Annotated in this window: 11 protein-coding genes and 1 pseudogene; 3 read left to right on the forward strand and 9 right to left on the reverse strand. The window is 44.5% G+C overall.

Going from position 1 to position 13,020, the window contains the following annotated elements:
* Positions 1–31: 31 nt before the first annotated feature.
* The 7 genes from C5470_RS00485 to C5470_RS00515 all read right to left on the reverse strand — a co-directional run bounded on the left by C5470_RS00485 (position 32) and on the right by C5470_RS00515 (position 10,200).
* The gene (locus C5470_RS00485) at positions 32–574 is read right to left on the reverse strand and encodes a CDP-archaeol synthase (protein ID WP_152963393.1); all 543 of its coding nucleotides are present in this window, start codon (positions 572–574) and stop codon (positions 32–34) included.
* Positions 564–1,187, reverse strand: a complete 624-nt coding sequence (locus C5470_RS00490; RefSeq protein ID WP_036844053.1) for a CDP-alcohol phosphatidyltransferase family protein — start codon at positions 1,185–1,187, stop codon at positions 564–566. Before C5470_RS00490 ends, C5470_RS00485 begins: the two co-directional genes overlap by 11 nt.
* Positions 1,184–2,758 carry a fatty acid CoA ligase family protein gene (locus C5470_RS00495; RefSeq protein ID WP_166285114.1) on the reverse strand — a complete coding sequence of 525 codons (1,575 nt, stop codon included), beginning with the start codon at positions 2,756–2,758 and terminating at the stop codon, positions 1,184–1,186. Before C5470_RS00495 ends, C5470_RS00490 begins: the two co-directional genes overlap by 4 nt.
* Positions 2,755–3,810, reverse strand: a complete 1,056-nt coding sequence (locus tag C5470_RS00500; RefSeq protein WP_036844050.1) for a hypothetical protein — start codon at positions 3,808–3,810, stop codon at positions 2,755–2,757. The genes C5470_RS00495 and C5470_RS00500 overlap by 4 nt, the downstream gene beginning before the upstream one ends.
* Positions 3,803–6,547: a phosphoenolpyruvate synthase gene (locus C5470_RS00505; RefSeq protein ID WP_166285116.1), complete on the reverse strand. Its 2,745-nt coding sequence runs from the start codon at positions 6,545–6,547 to the stop codon at positions 3,803–3,805. The genes C5470_RS00500 and C5470_RS00505 overlap by 8 nt, the downstream gene beginning before the upstream one ends.
* Before the next feature lie 165 nt (positions 6,548–6,712).
* Positions 6,713–9,235 (reverse strand): phosphotransferase, encoded by a 2,523-nt coding sequence (locus C5470_RS00510; protein ID WP_166285118.1) that lies wholly within the window; start codon positions 9,233–9,235, stop codon positions 6,713–6,715.
* 20 nt (positions 9,236–9,255) lie between these two features.
* Positions 9,256–10,200, reverse strand: a complete 945-nt coding sequence (locus C5470_RS00515; RefSeq protein ID WP_166285120.1) for a prenyltransferase — start codon at positions 10,198–10,200, stop codon at positions 9,256–9,258.
* Between the two features lie 610 nt (positions 10,201–10,810).
* On the opposite strand from C5470_RS00515, the gene ubiT reads away from it, so the two are divergent.
* Together ubiT and C5470_RS00525 are read left to right on the forward strand one after the other, a co-directional pair.
* On the forward strand, positions 10,811–11,161 hold the full coding sequence (ubiT, locus tag C5470_RS00520; protein WP_166285122.1) for a ubiquinone anaerobic biosynthesis accessory factor UbiT: 351 nt from the start codon (positions 10,811–10,813) through the stop codon (positions 11,159–11,161).
* Positions 11,155–11,658, forward strand: a complete 504-nt coding sequence (locus tag C5470_RS00525) for a GNAT family N-acetyltransferase (protein WP_166285124.1) — start codon at positions 11,155–11,157, stop codon at positions 11,656–11,658. The genes ubiT and C5470_RS00525 overlap by 7 nt, the downstream gene beginning before the upstream one ends.
* Here the strand turns inward: C5470_RS00525 and C5470_RS00530 are convergent.
* Positions 11,627–11,941 (reverse strand): GIY-YIG nuclease family protein, encoded by a 315-nt coding sequence (locus C5470_RS00530; RefSeq protein ID WP_166285126.1) that lies wholly within the window; start codon positions 11,939–11,941, stop codon positions 11,627–11,629. The genes C5470_RS00525 and C5470_RS00530 overlap by 32 nt on opposite strands.
* 282 nt (positions 11,942–12,223) lie before the next feature.
* Between C5470_RS00530 and bhsA the strand changes: the two genes are divergently transcribed.
* Positions 12,224–12,475, forward strand: a complete 252-nt coding sequence (gene bhsA / locus C5470_RS00535) for a multiple stress resistance protein BhsA (protein ID WP_166285128.1) — start codon at positions 12,224–12,226, stop codon at positions 12,473–12,475.
* A 192-nt stretch (positions 12,476–12,667) separates the two neighbouring features.
* On the opposite strand, the pseudogene tnpA reads toward bhsA, so the two are convergent.
* Positions 12,668–12,991: pseudogene (gene tnpA / locus C5470_RS00540) on the reverse strand (IS200/IS605 family transposase).
* Positions 12,992–13,020 lie beyond the last annotated feature (29 nt).

Below are 13,020 nucleotides of genomic sequence, written 5' to 3' on the forward strand. Positions count from 1 at the left end.
TTGGGAAGCCATTTTGCTGTGGTATTCCCACCTAGAATCTCGTCTTTTTCAGCGAAAATAAAAACAGCATATTTTTAACGATAAAAGCGCTGATTAAAAACCAGAGGAAAATGAAAAACGTATCAATATAAGTAAGATTAAGACAAATGAAATAGGCCATTGTAATACCAATGGCGGAATCAAGCTGATCGAATAAAATAAACAGCTGCTTATTTTGCTTCGGATGTTGTCCCGGTGGTGCGCCGAGTCTCCTTTTCAACCAGGAGTTTGGCAACTCGAAAAGAACGTAACCTAAACCCGCCAGGAACCCGGTAAATAAACAGGAGGCAATGGTCCGTGGAATAATGGTGTCCTGTGTTTCGGTACAGAGTATTAACCACAGCGGTGAAAATAGCGCGGTAATAATCGGTACAGCAATAAAACCACGCCAGGTCTTGTTGTAGCCGAAATAACGTTGATGTACCGGGATAGCCCAGTAGGAAAAATAGTTTTTTGTAACAATCACCATGTGTAAACAACCACCAAGGATAACGGGGATAAGTAAAATCCCCGCGTGATAAAAACTATTGAACATAGAGACTCCAGAAATGAAGACCTGTAAATAAAACAAACCCCGCAAGTGTTGTACTGACGATAGTACTGAGATGTTTGAACTTATAAAACGGACGATCCCATAGCATGGCGATACTGAATGCAAGAAGCGCTAGCGTTAGTAAAAGCTGAGCCAGCTTCGGCGTTGCCACTAAGCCGACCAAAGCGTAACCGCTAATAATAAATAAACTCCAGAATACGGGCATACCAAGATAGGAGAGCTTACTTTCATTCTTAATATTCCCAACTTCATTGAAGACAGATAATCGCAGACAACCACTGATTATCATTAAGATAATAAACAGGGAATACCAAGATTGATAACCGGAAAGGTATAGGATAATGGCTGGTGAAACCAAGTAAATCAGTTGATCCATAAAGCCATCGAGATAGCGGCCAAAGGAACGGTCAATGTGTAAATTTCTGGCTATGATGCCATCGAGTGCATCGCCAAGCATGGCAAGATATAAGAACGCAATGGCAAGATAATACCAATGCTGTAATGCGGCTGCCACGGAGAGAGCGCTAAATACTGCTCCACCAATAGTGATATAGTCCGCTCTGTTTAGCTGGATGATGAAATGGTTACTGTTCATAATTTTTCCTTGTATGGAAAGGAGGATAATTGGCCTTTCCTGAGCATATTTATCAGTGCTATGCGGTTTATTTTGCTGTTATGGCGAATGTCGACGGGAATAGGATTGACATAATAAATTCGGGTAACCAGAGTGAGATCCAGTTCGTCTAAAATGGTGGATAAACCTGTCGGCAGGGTGGTACTTTCCAATATCAACGCGGCTCCACCCAAAGGATGCAATACGAATGCGCTCCGTGCGACGTTTGGCAGTTCATTGATCCTTTTTTCCACCACATAGGGATGGATAATGCGCCCATCATCTAACAGCACCTGGTCTTTTACCCGTCCAAGCAACCAGAGCTGTCCTGTGGTATCCAGGCGGCCAACATCACCGGTACAGTGCCATATCCCTCCCTGTTTACGCGGGAGTTTGTTTTCTTTTGTTGCTTGTGGATTATCAATATAGTCTTTGAGCACATGAGGTCCGGCAACCAGAATTTCACCTATATCACCGGTAGCCAGCGGAGTAATTTGCTGGGGATCAGCGGTTATCTCTCTGATACATATTTCCGCTTGTGTGACGGGTTTCCCGGCCAGATAACCATCATGGGTTACCCAGTGATTTAATTGCGTTGTCATTTCGACCGTACTGATCGGTTCAACCTCGGTGGAACCATAGACCACCAGACGCAGAGCATGTGGGAAGACTGCCTGGCAGTTTTCAAGCAGTTCCTTATTGGCAGGTGCACCGCCTACGATGACAGTCCGCACGTTAGGGAATGACAATCTCTTGTTTCTGGCGTAATCAGTGACTTTGCTCATATAGGCGGGGGCACCGCTGAGGCAGGTGATGCCCTCATCTTGCAACTGCCCGACAATCTTCTGCGCATCAACAGTTGCAGGATGGGCAAAGTCAAAATCAGGCAGAATACTGCTGTTGCCGCAGCACAATGAATGCAGCACCATAACGGGGAAACTGTGCAGGTCGATCTCGCTCTTTTCCCCGGGAAAAATCGCTTTTATGGCATAAAGTTGTGCTAACAGGCTGTCATGAGTACGGTTTGCACCTTTAGGCATACCGGTAGAACCTGAGGTAAAAGTAATTAATCCAGTCGTATCCGGCGGTAAATCCCGACAGATAAAGCTATTCATTGATGAATGTTGGCTGGGGGTTTTCAACACTTTCATGCCCCAGATTGGCTGTCCGATAACAAAACGGCGCAGTCGCCACAGTTCGGGGATCAGAAACCAGAATTTTCCTAACGCAGGTTGGGTGATAACCGCCGATAATTTGCTGTGTCGTAGTGTCTCCCGGAGCTGTTTTCTGGAAAGCCCCCGTTCAAGCATAACCGGAACCAGCCCCAATCCCAGAATGGCGATAAGCAATGGGTAAAGAACTAAGCCTGGCTGAACGATCACTAACAAGCGATCGCCGGCCACGAATCCGGCCTGAGTTAACAGATGCTGGAAGTGGGATGCATGAGAAAAAAATTCCCGAAAACTTAAACTACTGCCGTGTGGTGCTTGCAGGGCTAAATGCTCAGGGTATTTTTGGGCCGCATCGACAATTGGCTGACAAATATTTGTCATGCGAGCCTCCTGTAATAAAGCGCGTATTGATGTCTGGTGGAGGCAGGTGTATTGAAAAGCCGTTGTGCGGTCTTTAATGATTTATTATCTTCGCGCATCAGGGCACCCCCCAGACGGGGATGAATACGGCTGGCACTCTGCTGATATGAGTGATACAGCGCGTGATATAGCCGACTTCCCCGGTATTGCGGCGCGACTGCTACGGTTTTCAACAAGCCTATAGCGGGCTGACCGTTTTGGCTCACGGATAAGCTAAGAATTAACCCGGCAATCTCACCACTGTCGGTTTTAGCTAGGAATGATGCAGGATAATGGCAAAAAGGTTTAATAAACGCCTCACCGCAATACTGTTGAAATGTTGCCCATGACGGTGTGGTGTAAGCGAAATTTTCGCCGAAGACTGAATCAATAAAGGAATATAATCTAACTTGTTCCTGTATCCATAATTCCGGCGTTAGCGGCAGTAACGTCGCCTGAGTATCAGGGAGCTTTTGCCCACGCTGATAGTCCAGCCGAAAATTGTTTGCTACTGCCTGAGTATCGTCGAATATCGAGGTGTAGCGGTAACGAGTATCGAACCCTAATCCTTCTAACAATAGGGAGTAATAAGGCGGGTTGTAAGGTTCATGCTCAAAGGGGGGAACATCAAAATGATCAAGCCGGACGCGGTAATGCCCGAAGGTTGAGAAGTTAATCGGCCCGTAGAGATTGTGTGCGCCATTTTTCTTGGCCCATTGTTCCAGGGCGTTAAACAGCATGGTGTTGCTTGCCATATCATTATCGGTTTCCCAAAAACCGAAAAATGCGGCGGATTGACCATCAACGGCGTGGGGCACTAAAAAACCGGCAAGACGGGTTTTCCCCGTAATACAGCCAATCCAGGCTTTGCTGTGATTAAACCAAGGATTCTCCAGACTGAACTGTTGTTGTACTTTCTCCCGGTCTTCGCCAGGCCAGAGCGGCCAGTCACGGTAGATTGTTGCCGGAAGATCGAGAAAACTTTCAGGTAATGGGGTGGCCGGGGACCATTCACCCATGAAGATATCAGACATGTTCGTTCCTTGCAGGTAATTCTTCTGTCGTGGTGTCGTGCAAGCGGATAACACTCCCGGTTGCGCCATCCATGCGTACCCGATCGCCATCTTTTAAAATTTGGGTGATCGCCGGAATGCCGACAATGGCGGGGATCCCCAGTTCACGAGCAACGACGGCAGAATGCGAGAGGGTGGAACCGCGTTCGATCAATAACCCGCCTGCGGTAGGGAATAGTGGTGCCCAACCGGGATCGGTACGGACGGTACAAAGGATCTGCCCTGCTAATGACATCTCATCCTGTGGGTTTTTAATTAAGCGGATGGTTGTTTCAACCACCCCTGGATAACAGCCTATGCCCTGTAGCATGCCGCTATCGGTTGGGGTCTGTCGCTCCTGATAGGGATAGCTGTAATCTTGCTGTTGATACAGTGAGCCTCTGATAAAGAAGTGGTGAGCAGGCTCCTCCTCTGTTTCGTAGCTGGCGTATTCTTGTTTGCGTATAGCGACTAAAGGCTTAAGCTGGGTCTGTACTGCTGTTCCTTCGTAACCGCTGTAGATCTCCTCTAACGTCAGATAGAAAATATCGCGGGGTTCTGCGAGGAGTCCTTCTAATGCATATGCCTGGCCGAGCTGTATGAAAATATCCCGGTATAGCCCAAACATACGGGTTCGGGTGAAGCGCATATTTTCCCGGTGGCGTATCGCCTGACGTAATTTACGCAGATTTTTTTTGAAGGCTTCCATACGCTTGGAACCAAGTTGCTCGCGTATTTGCTGAAATGCCGTGTTTTCAGCTTGAGTACGCAACTTTCTTTCTCGGCTGGACAAGGTTTCTGGTGTGAGGGTATCGATCGCAAGGTAGTTTTTTATTATCAGAAATAGAAAACTGGGATCTTGTTTTAGCGTAATGGTCTCCAGCTTTAGCTCACCCATAGTACGATCGCCATATTTTTCAATATAATCAATGCACTGTTGGTGGAATGATGTATCGAGTTTGCGTACCTGAGTTAACAGGGTACGTGCATCTCCATGTGTTAGCAGGGTGCATAATGCTGAATTCTGGCGTGCGTACTGGCACATTTTCAACAACACTTTAGTCGGCTGGGTGCTTTCTATATCTTCATCCCCGGAAAGAAGATCGCCTAATAATGCGGACGAGTTTTCAATACCCGCAGCGGTCAGTCCCCGGTGTACCCGGCCATTGAACATCATCACATAGAAGTCATTCAGGATAGGCGTCGTCCAGCGTTGTAGCAGATGTTCATCCAGATATTTCAATTTCTCGATCAGTTGGCTGCTGTTGCAGATGTGCAATTCAGTTCGCCTTATGGCGGCAGCATGCTGTTTAAACTGTTCTAAGAAAAGTTCTACCCGCTGATCCATTGTTCTGAAAGCATATAACAGGCGCAGGAGTGCCCACCCCATCTGTGGGAGTTTTTTTATTTTATCGCTCAGTGAAGGTATTTTATCTTCAATAAAATCAACGGGGTCTTCCAGCCCCATCATTCTTTCCATATCTTTTTTATTGGTTTGGAAAGAGGGCAGTAATAATAGTCCTTTGTACCAATTATTGATGTTGTAATAGATCCTGCCTTTAGTTAAACCGAGCATGTTTTCCAACATGGAACGATGCTGATTAATTTGTTTATCCGAACAGCCTAAGGCACGTATTGTCTGTTCATAAACAGTGGCATAACCTGCGCGGGCAAAAGAGAAAGTCAGCGGCGTTGTTATTCCACAATAAGATTCCTGAATATTGGAGTTATCGAAAATAATATGGCGTTCGCTTTTATCATTCAGACGGGGTAACCGAGTGATTGGCCGAGTCTGTAGAATAAAGATTTGGTGGTTTTGAATTGTCCATTCAATATCTTGTGGACATCCCCGTGCCGCGGCGATTTTTTTGCCAATATCCCGCAATGCATAGATTTCTCTATCGGGTAAAGTCGGTTTCCACTGTTTTTCTTCCGCGACGGACATTGTTACCGTACCGCTGCCGCTGGTGGTATCGAAAACACTTGCTGTCCCTTTTTGCGTGATATGGCGTTCGATTTCAGGTGTAGTGAGGTGAACGGAAAATTCATCGGTATCACATTCGCCGGAAACCACACCTTCTCCTGTGCCCCAGGCGGATGAGATTAGGCAATGTTGTCTGCTGCCGGTCACTGGATGTGCAGTAAACATGACACCAGAAACCTCACCGGCAACCATGTTTTGAATGATGACAGCGCTACGGATATTGCCCATCGGCAGCTGTTTGTGTAAACGATATTGTAACGCGCGGGTATTAAAGGCTGAGGCCATCACGGCGCGTAAGCTGTCGGCAAGGGCGGATTTGCCACGCTGAAACAGATAGCTGTCCATCTGCCCGGCGAAGGACGCGTTGGCTGCATCTTCACCAATAGCTGATGAGCGAACAGCAAAAAACGCATCCGGGTAATTCTCTGACAAGAGAGATAATTCTTCTTCTAACTCAGCAGGCAACGGAATCGACTGTAGCCATTGGCGCAGAGGGGCGGCGATAGCGTCGAGTTTTTCCTGACTAATATCATGCGGCACGGAGGCTAATTGTTCCACAATGTTAATCGCAAAAGTATCGTTGATTAATAGACTATTCAGCACCTCGCTGCTGATGATCCAATAATCAGGTACAGGGAATCCGTTTTGCGTAAGCCATAATAAATTAGCCGCTTTACCACCTAAAGAATGTTCTGCTAATTCAATAGCGTTATCTTGAGCATAGAGATATTTCATGTTGTTCCACCAATGCAGCAATAGTACACCTTGCTTACATCATGGCCTTATCTGCGCGTAATAATATTGGAGTAGGTCAATCAATAAGACACAAATGTATTACAAACTATTGCTGCACCCTTATTTTAGAGGAAGAGTAAATTAAATAATTTATTTGGGTTACTATTAGTTCCGAGTTAATGAAATAAGCCAGCGGATAGTTTTCATTGTGCGTTCCATAAATGGGTAGCCAACAACATTATGCGCCATCATATAAAGCGGTATTCTTCTCATCCATAAATCACGTAATGCGAGCTCATAGCCACGTTGCCAACTTATTGGATCGAGAGAAATTCCCGATTTTTGCTCAAGTTCAACCCGGTGCAGTTCAATATAATAGGCCACACTGTCTGCATCGCTATACTGGTCTAAACTAAAAGCCAGTAGTTCGGCAAGGTCGCGTTGTGGCAGATGCAAAGTAGACAACTCCCAATCCCAGGCGCATAAACGCAACCCATCTTCCTGCTGCCGGAAGGCAATATTCCGTGGGTTGAAATCACCATGGATCAATGTTCTGGGCATTTGCTCGATTTCTTGCCACCAAGTGGCGGTGTTATCTACCCAGTGCTGGAAGTCTTGTTGTTCTTCGGCGGTGAACAGCTCAGGGAATGCCTGGTGAATAAAATTGCCTAGTTTTTGCCACAGGGGCTTCATCTGTGAAACTGTATCAGCGTCAGGAATTTGCAGTTGTGGGAATTTCCACATAAGCTCGCCTTCCTGCCCTAACCAGATGGAGTGAATATCGGCTACCCCTCTGATAGCGGTTTCAAGATGGTGCTGTTCCCACGGTGTTTCCAGGTTAATATTGTTCATTAACACCATATCTTGGAGTAATTCTTCAATCAGGGCATAAGTTCCGGTTGCCTCATTTTCAATCACGCCATAGATAATGGGTATATAGCGCATCAACTGTGGATTCTGCTGATTCATAATAGCCAGTTCACGGCTATGACTTTGGTTAAATTCAAGCTGGTGGGCAAAATCCTGGAAAACAGCAAATAATTCAGGGGAACAGTGCCTGGCAATATCCAGGACCATTTTAACGATCTCACTCCCCAAAGGTTTCAGTTTCAGCATCACTGGCAGAGTACGTTGTGCGGATGTCGTCATGGCAAAGGGAAATAAACCAGTTAAACGTTCCGCATAATTCGAGCTCAGATGCGTCAGTAGACTGTGTCCATCATTGCTAGAAAATTCAGGTTTGATCTTGGTCAGGTGAGTTCCCTGTAACACAGGGTTAAAGCTTGCTTGCCGGAAGAATGACAAATCAAGCTCTTGTTGGGTGTGCGGAATAATATCGTTAGTGTGGGTTGGACGGTTGCGGCCAAGTCTTTCATGTGATTGAGCAAACTCATCCGCTGCAATGGCTGACAGGGTTGAAATATCAAGGGCCAGGCAATAACTGGCGATGATTTCAGCCAAGCGGGCAGTGCCGTTTTCATCGGTACAGCCCAGCATGTTCAGACATTCACGCTGGTGTGGTAAATAGGTCCCGCCACCGACTGTTCCTACGATTAGCGAGGGCAGTGTGATGCTGCAATAGACTCGGTTATCGGCAGTTAATGTCATGTGTAAATGCGCGACTGATGATTCATGCACACAGGCGATGTCTTGACCGAGGGCAGTAAACATACCGGCGATAACATTTGCTGCATTAATATTTATGCCGACCGTTCCTGAGGCGATAGCCCCCTCGCAGATATGATGATAAGCCGTGACAAGTTGTTGCGGAGTGACTCTCAGGATTTGCTGGCAGGATTCAGCACTGAGATAGACCTCGGCGACGACACGTGTCCCACGTCCTTCAATAAACGTTTTATAAGACACTTTTTTATCGCCGGAAGTATTGCCATCTATCATAAAGTGACGCAGTGGTATAAACGCCATTTTGGCTAATTGTTGTTGGATCCATTGGCATGCATACCAGGTGCAGACGGTAGTCATATTTTGGCCTGCTGCTGCCGCTGTGTTGTAGATGAACTGCAAATGGACGCTGCGTCCGATGACTTGAGGCTTTATTTCCAGCAGTTGTGCATGTTTGGAGTGGCGGCCAATTTCATGTCGTATTTCGCTAAGATGCTCTTTAATCCAATCACTGAACATGACGCTGTGTGCTACGCTATGAAATTCAAAACGGGGTGCTCGTATCATGCGCTGGCCGAGCACACGGGTAGTGGCGCCACCTGATTGCATAATGGCGAAGGAGCCACGGGATACCGACGCAATTAAAGCGCCTTCTGTGGTGGAGAGCGGTGCATAATATACCCCTTGAGCATATTGTCCCTTTATCAAGAGAGGCCCGGCAATCCCCACAGGAATTTCTATTGAACCAATAAATCCCTCAATAGTTTTTGTTAGTTTTGTCGCATCCAAGTGGGTAGCTGCTATGTGTTCCAGTGCATGTCCGGTATGTTTTGCCAAATAATCCAGGCGCTTTTGCCGAGCTTCCTCGGTATATGTATAGAGGTGGCGGCGGGGCAATAATTTTACTTGGGTTGCTTCTGTGCGGACGCCAGATGCTTCTTGGTGTGTAATGCTGAATATGTCACGTGATAATTCTAGAATAGAATCTCGCGCACAGTTTTTTATGTGAGCAGTGGTATTATCTGAGACATCAAATACGCATGATTGGACTTCTTTTTGCAACATAACTCTATTTCCTTTAATACCTAAGCAAACCCAAGTTTTATTAAGATGCTGGCAGTGCAAACTGAGTAACCCAGTACCATAAATATTCCCACTACAGCCTCATTGCGTTTGCGATTCTGGATAGTGGGGCGATGAAGGAATTTGCCTAATTGCCATAGACATAATGCATAACAAACAACCAAGATAATTAACGCCCATAACGCTATACCATCAGTGGTGATATTGATTAGCCAAATCTGTAACGCCAACATTACGGTGAGTAATGATGCGATAATAGCGACGGCTATTTTTCTGCCGAAAATAGATGAATAAGTCGGTATTTCCAGACGCTCTTCATCTGGACCTTTACATTTGCGTGTAATTTCGAAACTGAATCCAGAGAAAAAGCACAATCCCATTAAAACCCATATTGGGAAAGTGAGTGCAACGTTAGGGCTGGCAATATTGCCCAACCACCAGATAATGAGTGGCATTACCAGCATATGGGAAATGGCGTACCAAGTGAGGTGTTGGTTTAACCATTCACTGATAAAGAACTCTTTCCCCATAAGGCAGGTCCAGATAAAGACTAATAGCCAGGCAAAAGTGACTGAACCAACGCCTCGATCTAAAAATAGACTTCCACCCAATTGTAATGTGATACAACAGATACCGAGTACCCGTAGATTTTTCAGCGTAATAATACTTTGCTGTAAGATCCGTTGTGGGTGGTGTTCACAATCCAGTTGATAATCCTTATGCTCATCGAATATCCGTAATAGTAAAAAATAGGAGAAGGCCATCAGGCAACCGAGCAGGATTTCCCATGACAGAACAGGCTTTTCCCCTATTGAATAAAAAGCTACGGAATAGCTGATGATATAAAAAATAAAGAAAAGCGGTGCATTTTGTAGTGGGAAACGTTCATCCATCCATAGCTTTATCCTCTTACCAATGAATTTTGAATAGATATCTTGGCCTTCCATACGTCATTCCTATTTATTGTATAAAGATTAAACTAATATACGTTTGTAACAATCCAATCCAAGGATAATAAATCCAAAAGCAAATCTTAATAAAGTCTATACGTGCTTTTTAGCAGGTAGCCGTAAGAAATACGTATCGACCAGTGGCATACGTTAAGCCAAAAATTTGCAATCCGCTATAATCAGGATGTGTAAATTTAAATATTAGTATGCAACTTATGTTTACATTTTCTTTCATAACTGTATGTTTGTCTGATGTTTTTGGTTTTTTTGATTGAAAAATAATGGGCCTTGATGTTATGTTTCGGTCCGATATAAATGACATCCATCCCGTTATCTACAACAACCATGCTCCACATAAATAAGCTTTTTGTGGGGCAATGTTGTTCTATATGAAATACTGGAATAAAGTAATAATGATTAATAATTGTAATTAACCGAATGGTGAGATGTTTTGATTTAGAGCAGTTTATAGGCGGATATTACCCCAATAGTTGAAAGGTAAAATTTACAACTGGTTCTGTATTGGATTCTTGATGTAGGATCCGAGAAATACCGATATATTCTGGTTGAATAGCTATGCTACTTTATCAAGTAAGGAGTCTGAGCTGTGTTAGGAAAAATCCGCGATCTTAATTTGCGCTGGTTTACTACTGTCCGTGATAATCATTTAGTTGTCAGCCAGCATAAGCAGGAAGAGGTTAGTTTCATCGGTGAAACCAATGATCTGATTCTAATAGCTACCCATCAAGAAGAGCTGGATTTTTTGTCTTTCCAGTGTCGTTTGTATATTGCAGGGAATGCAGAATCAGGGTTGTATATTAGAAATTGGGTAGATACGATAGCATTGAAGTTTATGATTGCTGTTATTCGTACCGGTTTATTACGATTGGTTGAGTTTATTAAAGTCAGTTTACCGGAGGGCGCAGAACAGTACGCTCCTGCGCGATTATCATGTTAATCAGGGTAGAAATTCCAGTAGATGCAGCGGGAATAGATCAGTTACTGCGGAAATCTTTTGATACCCCGGCGGAAGCGGAATTGGTACAACAATTGCGGGAAGATGGATTACTCACGTTGGGTATGGTTGCTACGGATGAAGAAGGTCAGGTCATTGGTTACGTGGCATTCAGTCCGGTAGATATTAATGGAGAGGATCACCAATGGGTTGGTTTAGCGCCGCTAGCGGTTGCTGGAGAATATCGTCGACAGGGGATTGGTGAAAAACTCGTTTATGAAGGTCTGGATAGCCTGAATGAATTTGGTTACGGCGTAGTCGTTGTTTTAGGTGATCCGCACTATTATCGCCGGTTTGGTTTTACGCTTGCCAGTGAGCACCAGTTACATTGCCAGTGGCCAAAGTGTGAACCCTATTTTCAGTTATATGAATTAGCTGACAGTTCTTTGGCTGATTATACTGGGCTGGTTACTTACTCTCCCCATTTTGACCGTTTCTGATTGATGCCAAATATTTTGCTATACAGATAGGCTGGCAAATAACCAGCCTCTCTTTTTGTTGCTTACTCAATTGCTTTACCTGATATTCCAGTCGTGAGGCGCTGGATCTGTCTCCGGCATGACTGCTGAAAACCAGCTGTAATGGCCCTTTCCCTCTCAGTGCTTTTGCTCCTTTACCATTTGCATGTTGCGCAAAACGGCGGTTGATATCTGTCGTTATCCCGGTGTACAGCATTCCTGCTTTTGTTTTCAGTAAGTAAAGAACCCATTGATTTTTAGCCATATAATTTTTCTTAATTTTGTATTTTTGTATTTTTGTATTTTTGTATTTTTGTAAGACGTTTTTTCTATATTATTTTTCTGAATAACTTAGTTTAAGTCATTATAATATAAAAGTTTTATCAAAATTAGTTACATATCAAATTCCTATATTAACTGTTTTTATTCAAAAAATTTGAAATAAAATAGCAATAATTGCTAATTTTTATTCCGGTCGTTAGAGCATACTATGATCCATATCACAGAGAGTAACTCATTCCATTAAAAATTGATCAAGGATCATGTTATGAAAAACGTAAAATATATCGCTGCTGCTTTGGCTTTAAGTGCTATCTCTTTTGGTAGTATGGCAGCAACAGAAGTTCAAACTACTTCATCTGCCAAGGTTGGCGTGGTTTCTGTAACCGGTGCTGATACCCTGGAAGGCTTGAGTGCCGAATTGTCCAAAAAAGCTGACAAAGCTGGCGCATCTTCTTTCCGTATTATATCTACTAGCGGTAAGAACCAATTGTCAGGTGTTGCTGAAATCTATAACTAATTTATAGTAGAACACACTGAACCCTGACTTTGTCGGGAGATGTCAGAACACGCCGCAAGATGATGTTTATCCCGGCGTGGTTCTGGGTTTCCAGGCCAATAAAAAATCCTCCCATCTTAACCTCCAAAGGGTACTCCCGCCGACACAAGGCGGGAGGGGAATTTGGACGGGCTTGAAAAGCCCGAAAAACCCTCAGCCACGCTGATGTTGAATGTATTGCCTGACTACTTCCAACTGAGCACCTCCGCACGAACCCGCAAAATAAGAACGTGACCACAGCACCGGTGAGAGTTTAATTGTGGGTGGGTATTCAATCAGCATGTGGACATGAGCAGATGCGCCGTTGCTTTCTTTCAATTCAGCACCAAAATCGTGGCAGACCTCGCCTGCATACTGATGAAAGGCTGCGGAGTGTCAATCACTGCGTATTTTCCGCCGGTATTTGGTGACGAAAACAAGATGTACATGCAAAAGAAAAGCGGCATGTCTTGAACGGTTGATTTTGTATTTTTGCATTGAAATTAACCCAATAGACAGTAAGATAG

Source organism: Photorhabdus stackebrandtii, from assembly GCF_011189495.1.
Taxonomy (GTDB): Bacteria; Pseudomonadota; Gammaproteobacteria; order Enterobacterales; family Enterobacteriaceae; genus Photorhabdus; species Photorhabdus khanii.